This is a genomic window from Pseudomonadaceae bacterium SI-3, from assembly GCA_004010935.1.
Taxonomy (GTDB): Bacteria; Pseudomonadota; Gammaproteobacteria; order Pseudomonadales; family Pseudomonadaceae; genus Stutzerimonas.
The window spans coordinates 839,051-858,219 of the sequence record CP026511.1 but is presented as its reverse complement, the minus strand read 5'-3'; the positions used below and the strand labels follow the sequence as shown (position 1 = coordinate 858,219).

At 62.6% G+C, this 19,169-nt stretch carries 12 protein-coding genes; 4 read left to right on the top strand and 8 right to left on the bottom strand.

Annotated elements, in window-relative coordinates:
* Positions 1 to 747: 747 nt before the first annotated feature.
* Positions 748 to 2,304, bottom strand: coding sequence for an AAA family ATPase (locus tag C1896_04095; GenBank protein ID AZZ44167.1), 1,557 nt, complete (start codon positions 2,302 to 2,304; stop codon positions 748 to 750).
* 266 nt (positions 2,305 to 2,570) lie between these two features.
* On the opposite strand from C1896_04095, the gene C1896_04090 reads away from it, so the two are divergent.
* From C1896_04090 to C1896_04075, 4 genes are all read left to right on the top strand, one after another.
* A complete protein-coding gene (locus C1896_04090) occupies positions 2,571 to 3,356 on the top strand; it encodes a phenylalanine 4-monooxygenase (GenBank protein AZZ44166.1) in 786 nt (261 codons plus the stop codon).
* A 266-nt stretch (positions 3,357 to 3,622) separates the two neighbouring features.
* Positions 3,623 to 3,979, top strand: coding sequence for a 4a-hydroxytetrahydrobiopterin dehydratase (locus C1896_04085; GenBank protein AZZ44165.1), 357 nt, complete (start codon positions 3,623 to 3,625; stop codon positions 3,977 to 3,979).
* Entirely contained in the window at positions 3,976 to 5,172 is a 1,197-nt protein-coding gene (locus tag C1896_04080) for an aromatic amino acid aminotransferase (GenBank protein AZZ44164.1), read from the top strand. Before C1896_04085 ends, C1896_04080 begins: the two co-directional genes overlap by 4 nt.
* Before the next feature lie 273 nt (positions 5,173 to 5,445).
* Positions 5,446 to 6,270, top strand: a complete 825-nt coding sequence (locus C1896_04075; protein AZZ44163.1) for a diguanylate phosphodiesterase — start codon at positions 5,446 to 5,448, stop codon at positions 6,268 to 6,270.
* A gap of 7 nt (positions 6,271 to 6,277) precedes the next feature.
* Here C1896_04075 and C1896_04070 read toward each other — a convergent pair whose 3' ends face one another.
* The 7 genes from C1896_04070 to C1896_04040 all read right to left on the bottom strand — a co-directional run bounded on the left by C1896_04070 (position 6,278) and on the right by C1896_04040 (position 19,090).
* Positions 6,278 to 6,961: a type 1 glutamine amidotransferase domain-containing protein gene (locus tag C1896_04070; protein AZZ44162.1), complete on the bottom strand. Its 684-nt coding sequence runs from the start codon at positions 6,959 to 6,961 to the stop codon at positions 6,278 to 6,280.
* Positions 6,962 to 8,059: 1,098 nt separating this feature from the next.
* Positions 8,060 to 9,949, bottom strand: coding sequence for a chemotaxis protein (locus tag C1896_04065; GenBank protein AZZ44161.1), 1,890 nt, complete (start codon positions 9,947 to 9,949; stop codon positions 8,060 to 8,062).
* 247 nt (positions 9,950 to 10,196) lie between these two features.
* A complete protein-coding gene (locus tag C1896_04060; GenBank protein AZZ44160.1) occupies positions 10,197 to 11,663 on the bottom strand; it encodes a sodium-dependent transporter in 1,467 nt (488 codons plus the stop codon).
* A gap of 79 nt (positions 11,664 to 11,742) precedes the next feature.
* A complete protein-coding gene (gene maiA, locus C1896_04055; protein AZZ44159.1) occupies positions 11,743 to 12,423 on the bottom strand; it encodes a maleylacetoacetate isomerase in 681 nt (226 codons plus the stop codon).
* Positions 12,424 to 12,755: 332 nt separating this feature from the next.
* Positions 12,756 to 14,165, bottom strand: coding sequence for a sodium-dependent transporter (locus tag C1896_04050; GenBank protein ID AZZ44158.1), 1,410 nt, complete (start codon positions 14,163 to 14,165; stop codon positions 12,756 to 12,758).
* 105 nt (positions 14,166 to 14,270) lie between these two features.
* Complete coding sequence (locus C1896_04045) at positions 14,271 to 15,362, bottom strand: amino acid dehydrogenase (protein AZZ44157.1); 1,092 nt, start codon at positions 15,360 to 15,362, stop codon at positions 14,271 to 14,273.
* Between the two features lie 257 nt (positions 15,363 to 15,619).
* On the bottom strand, positions 15,620 to 19,090 hold the full coding sequence (locus C1896_04040) for an indolepyruvate ferredoxin oxidoreductase (GenBank protein AZZ44156.1): 3,471 nt from the start codon (positions 19,088 to 19,090) through the stop codon (positions 15,620 to 15,622).
* Positions 19,091 to 19,169 lie beyond the last annotated feature (79 nt).

Genomic DNA, 19,169 nt, shown 5'->3' with positions numbered 1-19,169 from the left:
CGCGGTCGCTGGGAGCCGTAGCGATGGACAGCAATCACCTGCGGCAGGATGCAAATCCATCACACGAGCACGATCTCGCTTTTCGTAGGAGCCAGCTTGCTGGCGATCCGTGCGTCGAATGCAACACCTCTGCGGCGCCCACCTCTGATCGCCAGCAAGCTGGCTCCTACAGGTGCGTGTTACCTCGGTCGCTGGGAGCCGTAGCGATGGGCAAGCAATCACCTGCGGCAGGATGCAAATCCATCACACGAGCACAATCTTGCTTTTCGTGGGAGCCAGCTTGCTGGCGATCCGTGCGTCAAACGCAACACCTCTGCGGCGCCACCTCTGATCGCCAGCAAGCTGGCTCCTACAGGTGCATGCTACCGCGGCCGCTGGGAGCCGTAGCGATGGGCCTGCGATCACCGAAGCAGGATGCAAATCCATCACTCGAGCACAATCTTGCTTTTCGTAGGAGCCAGCTTGCTGGCGATCCGGTGCGTCAAACGCAACACCTCTGCGGCGCCCACCTCTGATCGCCAGCAAGCTGGCTCCTACAGGTGCATGCTACCGCGGCCGCTGGGAGCCGTAGCGATGGGCCTGCGATCACCGAAGCAGGATGCAAATCCATCACTCGAGCACAATCTCGCTTTTCGTAGGAGCCAGCTTGCTGGCGATCCGGTGCGTCAAACGCAACACCTCTGCGGCGCCCACCTCTGATCGCCAGCAAGCTGGCTCCTACAGATCCGTGCTGCGCCGCGGCGGCAATCAGCCTTCCTTGCCGATCCCGTGCTCACGTAGCTTGTTGGCGATGGTGGTATGCGAAACCCCTAGCCGCTTGCCCAAGAGCCGGCTGCTGGGATGGCGTTGATACAGCTCCTGCAACACCGCTTTTTCGAAGCGTCCGACGATACTCCCCAGATCACCCTCCAGCGAAAAATCGCCCAGCGGTGCCGGCGTCCCGTAGTCGGGCAGCCTGATGTGCTCGGGCTTGATCACTCCGCCCTCGCATAGCGAAACCGCCTGAAACAGCGTGTTCTCCAGTTGCCTGACGTTGCCCGGCCAGTGATAGCCGGCCAAACGCTCAAGGGCTGTCGGCGAGAGGCTCGGCAAGGCGCAACCGATCTGCCGGCTGGCCTGGTCGAGAAAGTGCAGCGCCAGCGGCTCCAGCCCATCCAGGCATTCACGCAGCGGCGGAATGTGCAGCGACAGCACGTTGAGGCGGTGATACAGGTCCTGGCGAAATTCGCCCTTGGCGCAGAGTTCGGACAGATCCAGCTGCGTCGCGCAGATCACCCGTACATCCAGGTAGACCTCCTCGTCGCTGCCGACCCGACGAAAGCAGCCATCCTGCAAAAATCGCACAAGTTTGGCTTGCAGCCGTGTACTCATCTCCCCCACGCCATCGAGAAACAGCGTGCCGCCGGAGGTCAACTCGAGCAGGCCGAGCTTGCCTTCCGGACGTGCGCCTTCGAAAGCGCCGGGGCCGTAGCCGAACAGCTCCGTCTCGGCCATGGATTCCGGCAGGCCCGCGCAGTTGAGGGCCATGAACGGGGATTGCCCGCGCGGGCTGGACAGATGACAGGCGCGCGCGAGCAATTCCTTGCCGGTGCCGGTCTCCCCCTCGATCAGCAGCGGTGCATCCAGCGGAGCCATCCGTCGCGCCTCGCGGACCACGGCGGCCATCACTTTCGAGCTCTGGAAGATGCTGTCGAAGCCGCGCAGCTCCTGCTTGCGCACGTTGTAGATACGCTCGCCCACCCGGTCGGCGCGATGCAGCGTCAGCACCGCACCGGCCAGGGCTTCGCTGTCATCGTGCTCCGACTGCAAGGGCGCAATGTCTGCAAGAAAGATGTCGCCCTTGATGGTCACGCGCAGGCCGTTGATCCGCGCCTTGTTGGCGCGCACCAGTTCCGGCAGGTCGAAATCATCGGCGTAGCGCGACAGGCTCATACCCGGCACCTCATCCACGCGAACGCCGAGCAACTGCGCCGCGGAACGGTTGGCCGCGACAATAGCGCCAGCCATATCGATGGACAGCACCGGAAATTCCAGCGCGCCGAGCAGCGCGTTGAGTTCCAGCGAATGCCGCTCGCTGGGCATCAGCCCGACTTTGCGGACCTCGAACACGCCTTGCAGCGCCTCGATTTTCGGCCGCAGCGCCTGCAGCTGCAGGTTCATCAGGTTGGGGCAATGCAGGTAAACGGCGTTACCGTGCTCGCCCCCCACTTCGCCACGCGCCACGTTGATGCCGTAGGCGACCAGCAGTTCGAGCATGTCCCGGAGAATGCCAATGCGGTTTTGGCAGTGAATCTTGATACGCATGCAAGGGAGCCTTTGGCTTGTTGTTATGAGCGGCGCCGGGTTTTTCTGCGGATCGCCGTTGATTTTCGTCAAGATTATTTGACAGTAGCGAAGCCGAGCAAGCCGATTTTCATGCAACCGCGCCACATCGTAATTATTTCGTTACGCACATCAGAGACGGATTGTCGCAGGGCAGCCGCTTTCGGGTCGCCAGAGAGGGCTGAACGCGATCAGATGAGGCATCCATAAAAACAAGACTCAGGCGGCCGCCCTGCTCAGGAGGTCAGATGAAAGCCACTAAATACGTTGCCCGCGAACCGGATGCGCAAGGTCACATCCACTACCCGGACAGTGAACATGCGGTTTGGCAAACGCTGATCGAACGCCAGCTGAAACTGCTCGATGGCCGCGCCTGCCAGGAATACCTGGACGGCATCGAACAGCTTGCCCTGCCCCACGACCGCATCCCCCAACTGGGCGAAATCAACCGCGTGCTGGATGCGACCACTGGCTGGCAGGTGGCGCGGGTTCCAGCGCTGATTCCGTTCCAGACCTTTTTCGAGCTGTTGGCGAGTAAACGCTTTCCGGTCGCTACCTTTATCCGCACACCGGAAGAACTGGATTACCTGCAGGAACCCGACATCTTCCACGAGATATTCGGCCACTGCCCGCTGCTGACCAACCCCTGGTTTGCCGAGTTCACCCACACCTACGGCCAGCTTGGCCTCAAGGCGACCAAGGAAGAGCGCGTCTACCTGGCGCGGCTGTATTGGATGACCATCGAGTTCGGCCTGGTGGAGACTTCAGCGGGCCGACGCATCTATGGTGGCGGCATCCTCTCCTCGCCGAAGGAGACGCTTTACAGCCTTTCCGACGAACCCGAGCATCAGGCGTTCGACGTTGTCGAAGCGATGCGCACCCCTTATCGCATCGACATCCTGCAGCCGGTGTACTTCGTCCTGCCCGAGCTCAAGCGACTGTTCGATGTGGCCCATGAAGACATCATGGCGCACGTACGCAACGCCATGCAGCTGGGCCTGCACCAGCCGAAGTTTCCGCCGAAAGCGGCGTAGGGTGGAAACTGCGAAGCATTTTCCACGCGTTGGGTTCGTCCTCAACGACGTCTCCCGGCGGCGCGGGTCGTTTCGGCCGACTGGTGGATGAGCCTCTGGCGTCATCCACCCTACGTTGCTCGTGAACGTGGCGGACCGAACCCGACGCGTGGACAAGCCTTCGGCGTTGTCCTCCCTACGCTGCTTAACTCTGATCAACCCCATCACGTAGGGTGGGCTTTAGCCCACCGATCCACTCAACCAACCGATCACACAAGGACCCAACCATGACCGCCCTGACCCAAGCCCATTGCGAAGCCTGCCGCGCCGACGCACCCAAGGTCTCCGATGACGAACTGGCCGAGCTGATCAAGCAGATTCCGGACTGGAACATCGAGACCCGTGACGGCCACATGGAGTTGGAGAAAGTTTTCCTGTTCAAGAACTTCCGCCATGCACTGGCCTTCACCAACGCCGTTGGCGAGATCGCCGAAGCCGAGGGTCATCACCCGGGCCTGCTAACCGAATGGGGCAAGGTCACTGTGACCTGGTGGAGCCACTCGATCAAAGGGCTGCACCGCAACGACTTCATCATGGCCGCGCGTACCGACGAGGTCGCGAAAACCGCCGAGGGCCGCAAGTGAAACACTTCGCTGATGTCGCGCGGGTTCCCGGCGATCCGATACTCGGCCTGCTGGACGCCTATCGCGCCGATCCCAATCCGGCCAAGCTCGACCTGGGCGTGGGCGTGTACAAGGACGCCTTGGGTCTGACGCCGATCCCCAAGGCGGTCAAGCTGGCTGAGCAGCGTCTGATCGACAGCGAGCAGACCAAGAGCTACATCGGCGGCCACGGCGATCCGCTGTTTGGCGAGCAGCTGCTGCAGCTGGTGCTCGGTGAGGGCTCGCCAGCGCTGGTTGAGCACCGCGCCGGCTGCACCCAGACACCGGGCGGCACCGGCGCCCTGCGGCTGGTGGGTGACTTCATCGCCAAGTGCCTGCCGGGGCGCAGTCTCTGGCTCAGCGACCCAACCTGGCCGATCCACGAAACCCTGTTCGCCGCTGCCCGCTTGAAGGTCGAGCATTACCCCTATGTCGATGCGCAGAACCGCCTCGACGTGCCGGGTATGCTCGCCGCGCTGGAGCGGATCCCCAGCGGCGACGTGGTGCTCCTGCATGCGTGCTGCCACAACCCCACGGGCTACGACCTGAGTCAGAGCGACTGGCGCCAGGTGCTCGAGATCGTGCGTCAGCGCGAGCTATTGCCGCTGTTCGACTTCGCTTACCAGGGATTCGGCGATGGATTGGACGAGGACGCCTGGGCGGTACGGCTGTTCGTCGAAGCGCTGCCGGAAGTGCTGATCACCAGCTCCTGCTCGAAGAACTTCGGGCTTTACCGCGAGCGTACCGGCGCACTGATCGCGGTGGCTGCCAACGGCGAGTCGTTGATCGATGTGCGCAGCCAGTTCGCTTCGGTTGCGCGCAATCTCTGGTCGACTCCGCCGTCGCACGGCGCGGCCGTGGTGGCGACGATTCTGGTGAACCCCGAATTGCGCCAGCTCTGGCAGCAAGAGGTTGCAGCCAAGCGCGAGCGCATCGCCGGGCTTCGTCAGGGGCTGGTGGAGGCGCTGGCGCCGCACGGTCTCTCCGAGCGCTTCGCGCACATTGCGCAGCAACGCGGAATGTTCTCCTACACGGGCCTCACCGCCGACCAGGTGCTGCGCCTGCGGCGTGACGATTCGGTGTATTTGGTGGAAAGCGGACGGGCGAATATCGCTGGGCTGGATGCCGCACGGCTCGATCAACTGGCGGCCGCCATCGCCCGCGTCACGGCATAAGCCGCCGCAGCGAAGCACAGGAGGCCGGCTGTCATGCCGGCCTTTTTTATTCCTGCCGAAACGGATGGCCCCGCCACGACGACGAAGCGCACTGCGGAAAGAGGAACTCGACTTAATTCTTAATGTCATAGCATTTAGCCATCATTCCTAAAGTTTCTGACCTACTATGACGCCTGGTCATTCTCGTGGAATGGCCTTCTGGTGACGAACGGACTCCAGTCTCGGCCAGATTAGCCGCTATCTTTCAGCAACAGGTTTCGAGCGAGTTCGCCCATGATTCAAAGCAACACAGACGGTAACCCTGCCCCATCGGAATACAGCTGCCATTCGGCCAGCGAACACGGCGCCTGCCCCAGCTGCGCCAGCGGCGAGCGCCTCGGCTTTCGCTTCAGTTACGCCTATCAACCGATTGTGGACATTGCCAAGCGCGAGATTTTTGCGCACGAAGCGCTCGTGCGCGGCGTCAATGGCGAGCCGGCCCCCAGCGTGCTGGCGCAAGTCACCGAGGAAAACCGCTTCCGCTTCGATCAGGCCTGCCGGGTTAAAGCCATCAAGACCGCCGCCAAGCTGAACATGCAGAGCCGGCTGTCGATCAACTTCATGCCCAACGCCATCTACCGGCCGGAACTGTGCATCCGGACGACGCTGGAAGCCGCCCGGGCGCACGATTTCCCCATTGAGCAAATCATCTTCGAGACCGTCGAAGGCGAGCGCATCAGCGATGCCAAGTGGCTGACCGAGGTTTTCCGTGAATACCAGCGCATCGGCTTTCTCACGGCCATTGATGACTTTGGTGCCGGCTATGCGGGGCTCAACCTGCTTGCCGACTTCCAGCCCGATCTCATCAAGCTGGACATGGATCTGATCCGTGGAATCGATCAGAGCCGTTCGCGCCAGGCCATCGTCCGCGGCACGGTGGGCATTTGCAAAGAGCTGGGCATCCAGGTGATCGCTGAGGGCGTGGAAACGCCGGATGAATGCAAGGCTTTGCGCGACCTGGGCATCAGCCTGATGCAGGGCTATCTGTTCAGCAAACCGCTGTTCGAAGCCTGCAGCGAGACCGACGCCCTTCCCTGGCCGAACGGCCTGCCACGCTGAGCAATGCTCAGCCCGCTTTCACCAGGTTGAGCAATTCCCGGGCGGCTTCTTCGGAGGACGCCGGGTTCTGGCCTGTGACGAGCAGGCCATCGACCAGCACATAGGACGACCAGTCCGGCCCCTTGCTGTAGTCGCCACCGATCTCCTTCAGCTTATCTTCCAGCAGGAAGGGCACCACCTCAGTGAGCTGTACCCCCTCCTCCTCGGTATTGGTAAAGCCGGTGACGCGCTTGCCTTTGACAAGGTATTCACCGTCCACGCCGCGCACCTGTACCAGCGCGGCAGGCGCATGGCAGACCGCCGCTACGGGCTTGCGTGCCTTGATGAAGGATTCGATAAGGGCGATGGACGTTGCATTGCTCGTCAGGTCCCACATTGGGCCGTGACCGCCGGGATAGAAGACCGTATCGAAGTCCGCTGCCGATACCTCGTCCAGCTTGTGCGTGTTGGCCAGCAGCGCTTGGGACTCGGCATCGTTCTTGAAGCGCTGGGTCATCTCGGTCTGGGCGTCTGGCGCATCGCTTTTCGGATCCAGCGGCGGCTGCCCCCCCTTGGGTGAGGCGAGGACGATTTCAGCGCCAGCGTCCTTGAAGACGTAGTAAGGGGCGGCGAACTCTTCGAGCCAGAAGCCGGTGGGTTTGCCGGTGTCGCCGAGCTTGTCGTGGGATGTGAGCACGATGAGAACTTTCATGGGGTCTCCTTTGATCGGGGGGCCCGAATGCAGGCCCTTGATTCATCTCGACCATGGGGGTGGGGAATGGGTCAATGTCGTTGTGTTGCGCACGGTGATGGGCAGCGCAGCACGCGCTTTTGGGGCCGCCCCAAGTTCCGCCCCCGAGCCCACGGACTGTTTGAGCTTGGGTTAGCTGCGTATGACCCGATTTCCAAGGTCGGCCGAGGCATTGGTTTCGCCCTGCTGGGCGAGTCCCTTTTGGCAATTGCCCCAAAAGGAACCAAAAGGTCTTGCCCTGCATCCGGGTCTCGCTGAGCTCGACTTCCCTCATTCCATCGCTACTCCGAGGGTCGCCGCGCAAGGGCCATCCATGGCCCTTCACGGCTCTCGCGGCATCCATGCCGCTCGCCCCTCTACGCAGCGATTCCATTCGGCCTCCTGAAAGGGGCGTTCGGCATCGTCTGATAGTCTGTTCATCAGCAAAAAGGCAAAGTCTATATTTGTTACGTTGTTGAGAGTTGCCAAGCGACTAGATCTCGCCTCCCTTTAGCTTCGTAGGGTGGAAAACTGCGAAGCATTTTCCACCGCGCTCGATACCACGATTGATACCGGACCTTGCCCACCAAAAGCGGTGGGTAAGCTTCGCGTTACCCACCCTACATATAGCCCTTACAACCGTTTCGCTGCACGCCCCATCAGACACCACCGGATCGCCCCTTTCAGGAGGCCGAGCGCAGGTGTCGTGTAAGGGGTTGAGCGGCATGGATGCCGCGAGAGCTGTGTTGGGTCGGGGCCGCCATCGGCATGGATGGCCCGTCGCCGCGGGCCCCTGGAACGTCACCGGAGCGAGGGAACCCCGGCGCAGCTGGGGCCGGATGCAGGGGCAAGACTTTTTGCTTACTTTTTTGCCGGCCGGGCAGGTGCGTCTGGAAAAAGTGAGTCGCCCAGCAGGGCGAAACATGAGGTTAGGGCCTACGTCAGGGCGGCGCCGTACCAAGATGAGCGCGCCGCGACCACCCGATCAAGCCTAGGCGTCTCCCTTCGCTTCTACATAAGTGGCGGATACAGACGGGCACGAAAAAAGGGCGCCGAAGCGCCCTTCTCACCAAAACCAGATCAGATCCTGAAGCTCCCCACCAGTTGCTTCAGCCGCGCAGCCTGCTGCTCAAGATCTCCACAGGCCCGAAGAGTGGATTGCAGGTTCTCGACCCCCTCCTGGTTCAGCGTGTTGATTTCCGTGATGTCCATGTTCAGCGACTCGATCACTGAGGTCTGTTCTTCGGTGGCGGTCGCGACTGACTGGTTCATCGCATCAATCTCGCCGATGGCGAGGGTCACGCTGCCCAGTCGCTCACCGGCCTGGTTGGCGATGCCGACGCTCGATTCGCTCTGACGCTGACTCTCGGTCATGGTGCTGACCGAATCACGCGCCCCGACCTGCAGCTTCTCGATCATGCCGTGGATTTCCTGCGCCGAGGTCTGGGTGCGATGCGCCAGGCTGCGCACCTCATCAGCCACCACCGCAAAGCCGCGTCCGGCTTCACCGGCACGCGCCGCCTCGATGGCTGCGTTGAGCGCCAGCAGGTTGGTCTGCTCGGAAATGCCCTTGATCACGTCGAGAATCTGGCCGATGCCAACCGTCTGGGTGTTTAACGCCTCGATTTGATGGCAGGACGCGCTGATGTTGCTCGACAACCTTTTCATGGCCTCGATGTTCTGCTCGACCACCTTGCGACCGTCTTCGGCCTGGTGGCTGGCACCGCTGGCCTGCTGCGAGGCGTCGGCCGCGTTGCGGGCGATCTCCTGCGCGGCGGCGCCGAGTTCATTGATCGCCGCTGCGACGCTGTTGGTGCGGCTGGCCTGTTCATCGGAATTGAGCATCGACGAGTTGGAGGCGGCCAGTACACGTTGCGCCACTTCATTGACCTGCTCGGTAGCCGAGGCCACGTCACGAATCGAGCCGTGGATACGCTCGACGAAGCGGTTAAAGGCCAGCGCCAGCGTGCCGAATTCGTCCTGCGATTGCACTGTCAGGCGGCGGGTCAGGTCGCCCTCGCCCTCGGCGATATTGCTCATCGCGCGGCCCATATCGGTCAGTGGCCGCATCAACACGCGGATCAGCATGCCCAGCAGGACCATGATGAACACCACAGCGATGACAGTGGCAACGAGCGCCGAGGTACGGAAGCTCGACAGCGCCGCGTAAGCCTTTTCCTTTTCCACGGAGATGCCGACATACCAGGTCACCGAAGGCAGGCCCGGAACGGGACTGAAGCTGAGAATGCGTGCCTGGCCGTCGAGCTCCGCTTCGCTCAGGCCCTTGGTCAGGGACGGGGTGTTCTGCGGATAGATCTCAGCCAGGGTCTTCATGACCTTGGTCTTGTCCGGATGCACCAGCACCTTGCCGTCGCCGCTGACCAGAAAGGCGTAACCCATGCCGTCGAAGTTCAGCGCGTTGATGATATCGACAAGCGCCTGCAAACCCAGATCGCCGCCCACCACGCCAACCGTCTGGCTGCCGCTGCGTGCGGGGGTGGCGATCGTAATGATCAGCTCACCCGTGGCCGCGTCAACATAGGGTTCGGTAAGGGTCGTTCCGCCAGCAGCCACCGCGTCCTTGTACCAGGGGCGGGTGCGCGGGTCGTACCCGGCGGGCATTTCGTCTTCCGGACGCATGGTGAAGCGGCCGTTCTGCTCGCCCAGATAGGTGAAGCCGAAGGTCGAGACGAGCGCCTTCTGTTCAAGCAGAGCAACCACGCTCTGATCGGAGCTGTCGTTGGCGATGGACTGCGCAGCGCTTTCCACCAACAGGATCCGACCAGACAGCCAGTTTTGGATGTTATGGGCGGTGACTTCACCCATCTCATTCAGGTAGCTTTCGAGGTTGTCGCGAATCGCGTTGCGCTGCAGATAATCGTTGAACAGCGTGAACAGGGCAAAGGTCGCGATCACCACGAGCGAGGCGGCCAGCAAGATCTTGTGGCTGAATTTAAGACGACTGGGCATGGGCGCGGGTCCGAGAACTGATCTGGGTCAATACGAAGATCCGTTTTCTGTTGAAGCGTCCTTGCGCTGATCAGATTATCGGCAACGCGTTAGAGAGCTTTAGGGTGCTGTCTGTCGCGAAGCCAGTGACAACGGGGGGGGCTGGCCGTCTGACCTTTCGCTGAGACGCCTGCAGTCCAGTTACAAAAACGGCACTTCCGTTGCCGGAAGTGCCGCTTAGTCGCCTAGATCGAGACTCTGCTGATGATCAGGCGTTGCGCCCAGTCAGCGCCGGCAGAACGCGAGGTCGCAACCCCTCGCCGAGAACAGTCAGCGCACCGATGGCTCCGGCAATCCAGTACCAGCGCACCAGCGGGTCGAAGCCCAGCCAGCCGAGGGCATGCAGGAACACCATGGTGATCAGCACTGGGCAGACATAGCGGACCATGAACAGCCACAGCGCATAGCCCAGCGGTGGCAGATCCAGCTCGTCACGCATGATCTCGCTGCGCAGGGCATAGCCGGCAAAGATCACGATGAAGATCCCGCCCAGCGGCATCATCCAGCGCGAGGTCAGGTAGTCGAGCCAGTCGAAGAAGTTCTTGCCCATTGGCGTCCAGCCGGCCATCAGATTGAACGAGAGCATCGCCAGCAGGCTGATCACCAGCAATACCGCACCGGCGCCGATGGCGGCCTTGAGACGGCTGATGCCGTGCTTTTCGTTGAGGTAGGCCACTGTGGCTTCGATCATAGAGATCGCTGACGTCAGCGCGGCAATCGACACCATGGCGAAGAACAGCGTGCCGAATACGGTGCCGAACGGCATTTGCTGGAAGGCCAGCGGCAGGCTCATGAAGATCAAGCCGGGTCCGGCAGTCGGGTCCATGCCGTTGGCAAAGATGATCGGGAAAATCGCCAGCCCCGCCAGCAGCGCTACGGCCGTATCGGCAATCGCGACCATGAAGGTGGTCCGCGCGATGGACTGTCCGTCGGGGATGTAGGAGCCGTAGGTCAGAATCGCCCCGGACGCCAGGCTGAGGGTGAAGAACGCGTGGCCCAGTGCGGCCAGTAGCGCTTCACCGGTGAGCTTGGAGGTATCGAAGCTGAACAGAAAGGCGAAGCCCTGATCGAAGCCGCCACTGGTGAAGGCATAACCAACCAGGATCAACAGCATCACCGCCAGGCCCGGCATCATCCAGCGCACCGCACTTTCGATGCCCTGCTGTACACCTTTGGCCACGATCCATAGCGTCAACAACGCCACCAGTACGCTCCAGCCACCGAGCTGCCAGGGGTTGGCGTTGTGCGCCTCGAACACCTGCGCCAATCCGTCGACCGAGCTGGCCGCCAGCGAGCCGTCGAGCATCTTCACCGTATAAGCGAACGCCCAACCGGCCACCACCACATAGAAGCAGAGAATCAGGAAGCCGGCCGCCATGGCCATGCCGCCGACGCCCTTCCACAGGGAGCTGCTGCCGTTTTCGCGGACCGCTCTGCCAATGGCATCGATGGGGCTGCCACGACCCCGACGGCCGATGGCGATCTCGGTCATCATCACCGGAATACCAATGGCGAGGATGCACGCCAGGTACATGAGCACGAAGGCGCCGCCGCCGTACTCGCCGGTGATGTAAGGGAATTTCCAGATGTTGCCCAAGCCGACTGCAGAGCCGGTCGCGGCAAGAATGAAGCCCCAGCGGGAGAGCCAGAGGTTCTTGGGTTTTTCACGGGTCATGCGTCACCTGTTTGTTGTTATCTGTGACGGAATCGAACCCGCCGCGCTCATGACGCGACGGAGTGCAAGGCGGATAAACCTATTGAGCGTCGGGCTGCACCTCCGGAGCTGCGTTGGCAAAGGCTTCGAGGGATTCGCACTGCTCGGTCATCTGCAAAATGCGCGGATACGCACTGAGGTCACAGGCAAAACGGCGCGCATTGTATACCTGAGGAATCAGGCATGCCTCCAGATAGCCCGGCCGCCTGCCGAGTGACAGCTTGCCGTCGAACGCGGCCAACCCCTCTTCGACGCTAGCGAGGCCCGTGTGAATCCAATGCTGGATCCACTGCTGCTTCGCCTCGTCTTCGATACCCAGCGGGCCGCTGAGGTACTGCAATACGCGCAGGTTGTTCAGTGGATGCAGGTCGCAGGCGATATGCAGCGCCAATGAGCGCACCCGCGCACGGTCGGCCGGCTCGTCCGGCAGCAAAGCCGGTAGCGGAAAGACCTCCTCCAGGTATTCGAGAATCGCCAGCGATTGGCTGATGCGCTCGTCGCCGTCCACCAGCAAAGGCACCAGCCCCTGCGGATTGAGTGCCTTGTAGTCGGCCGAACGCTGCTGGCCGCCGTCCTTGACCAGATGCACCGGCAGGTTCTCGAAGGCGAGGCCTTTGAGGTTCAACGCGATGCGTGCCCGGTAGGCGGCGCTGGATCGCCAGTAGCCGTAGAGTTTCAGCGTGGGCGACGAACCGGCCGTTGTGGTTGTTTCACTGCTCATAACGCTCCCAGTACGTGTTTCTCTGTGGCGGGCAATATCCTTTGACCGTCCCCGCAGCCCTGGCGATCAATGATCGCAAGACCGCAGGATTGGCTTGGCCGCCCTCATAACAAACCACTCCGACGGGGTGCACAAGCCCGCCAGTAGCACCGGTCGCTGCTTCAACTCACTTGAGCTGGAAGGTTTTCTTTACGGCCCGTCGCGAGCGCCGCAATGCAAGGTTGCGTCGGTGAGCGCGTAACGAAAACCTGACGGCGCGGTGCGACAGCTGGTCGCACCGCGCCTCCTCAACCACCTAGATTGTGCGTAACGCGACGGCGACTGCGCTTCCCCTAGATCAGCCCGCTCAAGTTGAGGAACACCAGCACGATCGCCAGCGGCGTACCGAAGCGCAGCAGCAACCACCAGGCGCGAAACAACCCGCCGTGTCTAATACCGATGGCGTCGCGCACCGTTTGTTCCTTCATCACCCAACCGGTGAACAGCACCGTCATCAGCCCGCCCAATGGCATCAGCCAGTTGGTGGTGAGGTAGTCGAGGCTGTCGAAAAAGGTCTTGCCGAACAGTTGGTAGTCGGCCCAGAGGTTGAAGGAGAAAACGCTGCCCAGGCTCAGTACCCAAAGCAGGCCGCCACTGACCAGCACGGCTTTGAGGCGGCTCAGGCCGAAGCGCTCGGTCATCCAGGCAATGCTCGGTTCGCTCAGGGATATCGCAGAGGTCAGCGCGGCGATTACCAGCATGACGAAGAACAGCCCGCCGACCACCTGGCCCAGCGGCATCTGGCCGAAGGCGATGGGCAGGGTGACGAAGATCAGCCCCGGCCCGGCGCCCGGCTCCAGACCGTTGCCAAACACCAGCGGAAAGATCGCCATACCGGCCAGCAGCGCGACGACGGTGTCAGCCAGCGCCACCAGTACCGAGGTCTTGGCGATCGAGGTGCCTTCCGGCAGGTAGGAGCCATACACCATCATCGCGCCCGCTCCGAGGCTGAGCGTGAAGAAGGCATGCCCCAGGGCAATCAGCACGCTGGTGGCGGTCAATGCCGAGAAGTCCGGCACGAAGAGAAACTCCAGCGCCTGCAGGAATTCGCCCGTGACTGCGGCATAACCGACCAGCCCCAGCAGCAGCACGAACAGACCCGGCATAAGGAACCGCAGCGAGCGCTCCAGCCCGCCGCGCACACCGAAACCGACGATCAGCATGGTCGCCGCCAGCACCAGCGTGCCGCAGACGATCAACCGCATCGGGCTGGCCAGCAAGCCGTTGAATAGCTCGCCGCTGGCATCACCACCTACGCCACTGAAAGTCCCGCTGAGCGTGGTCGGGATATAGGACAGCGCCCAACCAGCCACCACCAGGTAGAAGCTGAGAATGAGAAAGCCGGTCAGGCCACCGAGCCAACCCGCAACGCGCCATTTGGTGTTGGCACCGGCCTCTCTGGCCAGGCGAGCCACTGCGCCATCGGGGTTCTGCCGACCACGCCGGCCAATCATCACTTCGGCCATCAGCAAGGGAATGCCGATCAGCAGGATGCAGCCGAGATAGACCAGTACGAAGGCGCCGCCACCGTTCTCGCCAGTGATGTAAGGGAATTTCCAGATATTGCCCAGACCGACCGCGGAACCGGTAGCGGCCAGAAAGAACACCCAGCGCGAGGACCAGAGGCCGCGCGCGGCGCTTTGCTGAGTACGAACGGAGGCGCCACCGAGAGTACCGGCGGCAATGCTGCTTTTGTCAGTCATTGTGGATTCCTGCTTGTTGTTTTTGTCAGGGATTTGCACACGCTCGGCAGAACGGCTCGGGCTGCCGAAAACAAAACGGGCGGCACTCGGCCGCCCTCATGCTCGTTACGCCTGCAGGCGCTGCGGCTGGTTTGGCACTGCATGCACGCCGCCAAGCCGCTCCTGCGCCAATCGATCGGCGACGATCGAAGTGGACTCGCCACTGCTGGCAGCGCGCTCGAAGATTTCGCGAAGGGTTTCTGCGATGCCTCTGATGTGCGCATCGCTTTGCGCCGCGCTGCCGCCGACGCGCTGGTAGTACACGTCAATGATGCCGCCGGCATTGATCGCGTAATCCGGCGCGTAGAGGTGGTTGCGACGCTGCAGCTCGGCGCCGATCTCCGGGCTCGCCAGCTGGTTGTTCGCGGCACCGGCGATCACCGGCGCACGCAGGGTCTGCAGGGTTTCGGCGTTAAGGATGCCGCCCATGGCGCACGGGGCGAACACATCGACGTCCAGCCCGTAGATGTCGTGCGGGCGCACCGCATTGGCACCCAGCTCCTCCATGGCCTGACGCACGTTGGCATCGAAGATGTCGCAAACCCACAGCTCGGCACCGGCCTGTTTCAAGTGCCGGGCCAGCCCCAGACCGACATGCCCGACACCTTGAATCGCGACCTTAAGACCGGTCAGATCATCACGACCCAGACGCTGACGCACCGCCTCGCGCAGGCCGACGAATACACCCAGCGCGGTGGACGGTGAGGGATCGCCACTGGCGATACTGCCGTCGAGCGTGGTGCGCGGCGTCGCACCGATGACGTGGCGGGTGCGCTGGGCGAAGGCCTGCATTTCCGGCTCGCCGGTACCCGAATCGGCCGCGGTGATGTAGCGACCACCGAGGCTGTCGACGAAGTCGCCCATAGCATGCAGCAGCGCCTGGCTCTTGCCGGTATGCGGGTCGCCAATGATGACGGCCTTGCCCCCGCCAAGTTTGAGCCCGGCCAGGGAAGACTTCAGCGTCATGCCACGAGACAGGCGCAGCACGTCGCGCACGGCATCGTCGTCACTGGCGTAGGGGAACATCCGGCAGCCGCCCAGCGCCGGGCCGAGCGTGGTGTTGTGGATGGCGATGATCGCGCGCAGGCCCGAGGCCTTGTCGTGGCAGAACACCACCTGCTCGTGGCCATCGAAATCGGGATGGGTGAAGACTGACATTGCGGATTCCTCTTTGTTGTTCTGTGCGGGCCCGTCATTCCAGGCCCCTTCAATGTTCTGTGCGGCGTATTGGGGAACGGTGGGCTAAGCGGAACGCCGCCCGGCCCACCCTACAAAGCTGCAGCTCGTCGTCGCGGCCTGGCCGTAGGGTGGGCTTCAGCCCACCACAAGCCTGAAACTCCGCTAGTTCTGTAGGGTGGGCTTTAGCCCACCGAACACCTCGGACCCACTCGACGAGCGCCCAGCCCCGGGGCGCCTCAGGCCGCCGGCTCGAACAGCCGCACGGTCTGCACCTCGTCGCCGCGGTTCAGCTGCTCCTTGAGCAACTTCTCCTGTTGCCGCGCTTTGGCGATGGAGCGCTCCTTCACCGGGCCGTAGCCGCGAATCAGTTCCGGAAGCGCAGCAATCGCTACGGCCGTGCGGTAGTTGCTCGGCTTCAGTTGAGCCAGCAACTGATCAAGGTTGCGCTCGTACTCGCTGATCAGTTCGCGTTCGACACGGCGGTCATGGCCGTAGCCGAACACGTCCAACGGCGTGCCGCGCAGGAACTTCAGCTTGGCCAGCACGTTGAAGGCGTTCAGCACCCAAGGCCCGAGTTCACGCTTGCGCGGCTCGCCAGTGGTGCTGTCGCGCTTGGCCAGCCAGGCCGGTGCCAGGTGGAACTGCAGCTTGTAGTCGCCTTCGAACTGCGCCTCGAGCTGCTGGCGGAACTCCGGTTCGCTGTACAGCCGCGCCACTTCGTATTCGTCCTTGTAGGCAAGAAGCTTGAAGTAGTAGCGCGCCACGGCTTTCGAGAGCGCCAGGTCATCGGCGGTATCCACCGCGCGCACACGCTCGACCATCGAGCGATAGCGCTTGGCATAGGCCGCGCTCTGGTACTTGGTAAGGAAGTTCATGCGCCAGTCGACAATCTCTTCCAGGGTTTGGCATATCGGCTCGGCCATTTCCACCGGACGCGCCAGCTTCTCGACCGCCTCGCGCTCCAGTGCCGCACGACGGCCCCAGCGGAACGCTTGCTGGTTCAGCTCTGCGGCGACGCCGTTGATGCTGATGGCCTTCTCGATCGCCTCGGCAGACAGCGGCAACAACCCCTGCTGATAGGCAAAGCCCAGCAGGAACAGGTTGGTAGCAATGCTATCGCCCAGCAACCGAGTGGCCAGGTAGGTCGCGTCGATGAAATGGGTCTTATCGGCGCCCACCGCATCCATCAGCGCTTCGCGCATGGCCTTGCCCGGCACCTGAGCATCGGGGTTGCGGGTGAATTCGGCGGTCGCCGACTCATGACTGTTGATCACCGCGTGACTGATCTGATCGTTGAGGCGGGTCAGCGAATCTTCTCCGGCAGCCACCACCAGATCGCAACCCAGCAGCAGATCGGTTTCGCCGGCCGCGATACGCACGGCATAGATGTCGTCCTGCTTGGCGGCGATACGGATGTGCGTCACCACCGGACCGAACTTCTGCGCCAGCCCGGCCTGGTCGAGCACCGTGCAGCCCTTGCCCTCCAGGTGCGCCGCCATGCCCAGCAGCGCGCCGAGGGTGGTCACGCCGCTGCCGCCAACACCGGGGATCAGCACGTTCCAGGGCCGATCCAGCGTCGAACGCTGTGGTTCGGGTAGCTGGTCGCCCGCGATGCCACCGGCCATGGCCTCCGGTTTGCGCAGCCCGCCACCGTGCACCGTGACAAAGCTCGGGCAGAAGCCTTCGACGCAGGAGAAGTCCTTGTTGCAGGCGTTCTGATCGATCTCGCGCTTGCGCCCCAGTTCGGTTTCCAGCGGCATCACCGCCAGGCAGTTGGACTTCTCGCCGCAGTCGCCGCAACCCTCGCACACGGCCGGGTTGATGAAGGCACGCTTGGCCGGGTCTTCCAGCTTGCCGCGCTTGCGCCGACGACGCTTCTCGGTGGCGCAGGTCTGGTCATAGATGATCACCGAGACGCCCTTGAACTCGCGCAACTCACGCTGCACGGCGTCCAGATCGCGACGGTGATGGAAGCTGGTGATCTGCGCAAAGGTCTCGCGGGTCGGGTACTTGTCCGGCTCGTCACTGACCAGCGCGATGCGTTTCACGCCTTCATCGGCGATCTGCCGACTGAGCTGATCGACCCGCAGCTCACCGTCGATGGGCTGGCCACCGGTCATGGCCACCGCATCGTTGTAGAGGATCTTGAAGGTGATGTTCACCCCGGCGGCCACCGCGGCGCGCACGGCCAGACTGCCGGAGTGGAAGTAGGTGCCATCGCCGAGGTTCTGGAACATGTGCGGCGTTTCGGTGAACGGCGCCTGGCCGATCCAGTTGACGCCCTCCCCGCCCATCTGGGTGAAGGTCTCGGTGCGGCGGTCCATCCACTGCACCATGTAATGGCAACCGATGCCGGCGGAGGCGCGGCTGCCTTCCGGCACTTTGGTGGAGCTGTTGTGCGGGCAGCCAGAGCAGTAATGCGGCGTGCGCACGGTGTCGTAGCTGCGGGCGGCCAGGGCTTTTTCCTTTGCGGACAGAAACGCCAGACGGGCCTGGATACTGTCGCTGGTGTAGATCGGCGCGAGGCGCTTGGCGATCACCCGGGCGATCATCGCAGGCGTCAGTTCGGAGAGGTTCGGCAGCAGCGAATTACCCTGCTCGTCGAACTCACCGACCACGCGCGGACGTTTGTCCAGCGGCCAGTTGTAGAGCTGCCCGGTGAGCTGGTCTTCGAGAATGCTGCGCTTTTCCTCGACCACCAGAATCTCGTCCAGGCCCTGGGCGAACTCATGCACCGAGACCGGCTCCAGCGGCCAGCTCATGCCGACCTTGAGCACGCGCAGGCCGACCGAGGCGCACAGCGCTTCGTCCAGCCCGAGGTCGTCCAGTGCCTGACGCACGTCGAGGTAGGACTTGCCGGTGGTGATGATGCCCAAACGCGGGTTTGGCGAATCGAGCATCACTTGGTTGAGGTTGTTGGCCCGAGCAAAGGCGCGCGCGGCGTAGATCTTGTACAGGTTGAGGCGTTTCTCCTGCGCCAATGGCGGGTCCGGCCAGCGGATGTGCACGCCATCTTCGGGCAGTTCGAAGTCATCGGGAATGCGGGTCTTGATCCGTAGCGGATCGACTTCCACCACGGCGGAGGAATCGACGTTCTCGGCGATGGTCTTGAGCGCCACCCAGCAACCGGAGTAGCGCGACAGCTCCCAGCCGATGATGCCGTAGTCGAGGATTTCCTGGACGTTGGCCGGGTTCAGGACCGGGATCGAGGCGGCGATGAACGCGTGCTCGCTCTGGTGCGGCAGTGTCGAGGATTTGCAGCCGTGGTCATCACCGGCCAGCAGCAACACACCGCCATGGGGCGAGACACCGGCCGCGTTGCCATGCTTGAAGACGTCACCGGAGCGGTCCACGCCCGGTCCTTTGCCGTACCACATGGCGAACACGCCGTCGTATTTGGCACCGGGAAAGAGGTTGGTCTGCTGACTGCCCCACACCGCCGTCGCGGCCAGTTCCTCGTTGAGGCCTGGCTGGAAGTGGATGGCGTTCTGCTTGAGGAAATCGCGCGCTTCCCAGAGGCTCTTGTCCAGCATGCCAAGCGGCGAGCCGCGGTAGCCGGAGATAAAGCAACCGGTGTTCAGGTTCTGAGCCTGGTCGCGCTGATGCTGCAGCATGGGCAGGCGGGTCAGCGCCTGGGTGCCGGTGAGGTACAGATGTCCGGTTGCGAGCCGGTACTTGTCATCCAGGCGGATCTCGGCCAGTGACATGTGGCGCTCCTGTTTGTTTTTATCGGAGTCTGGACGGCTTCTTAAGCCATCCGCCTAACAAGGCTGTGGGAGCTGCACG

Bases quoted from the DNA above. Each gene is read 5' to 3' on its own strand.
- C1896_04075 (AZZ44163.1), top strand. From the start codon at position 5,446: ATGATTCAAAGCAACACAGACGGTAACCCTGCCCCATCGGAATACAGC.
- C1896_04070 (AZZ44162.1), bottom strand. From the start codon at position 6,961: ATGAAAGTTCTCATCGTGCTCACATCCCACGACAAGCTCGGCGACACC.
- C1896_04060 (AZZ44160.1), bottom strand. From the start codon at position 11,663: ATGACCCGTGAAAAACCCAAGAACCTCTGGCTCTCCCGCTGGGGCTTC.
- C1896_04045 (AZZ44157.1), bottom strand. From the start codon at position 15,362: ATGTCAGTCTTCACCCATCCCGATTTCGATGGCCACGAGCAGGTGGTG.
- C1896_04040 (AZZ44156.1), bottom strand. From the start codon at position 19,090: ATGTCACTGGCCGAGATCCGCCTGGATGACAAGTACCGGCTCGCAACC.
- C1896_04050 (AZZ44158.1), bottom strand. From the start codon at position 14,165: ATGACTGACAAAAGCAGCATTGCCGCCGGTACTCTCGGTGGCGCCTCC.
- C1896_04065 (AZZ44161.1), bottom strand. From the start codon at position 9,949: ATGCCCAGTCGTCTTAAATTCAGCCACAAGATCTTGCTGGCCGCCTCG.
- C1896_04085 (AZZ44165.1), top strand. From the start codon at position 3,623: ATGACCGCCCTGACCCAAGCCCATTGCGAAGCCTGCCGCGCCGACGCA.
- C1896_04090 (AZZ44166.1), top strand. From the start codon at position 2,571: ATGAAAGCCACTAAATACGTTGCCCGCGAACCGGATGCGCAAGGTCAC.
- maiA (AZZ44159.1), bottom strand. From the start codon at position 12,423: ATGAGCAGTGAAACAACCACAACGGCCGGTTCGTCGCCCACGCTGAAA.
- C1896_04095 (AZZ44167.1), bottom strand. From the start codon at position 2,304: ATGCGTATCAAGATTCACTGCCAAAACCGCATTGGCATTCTCCGGGAC.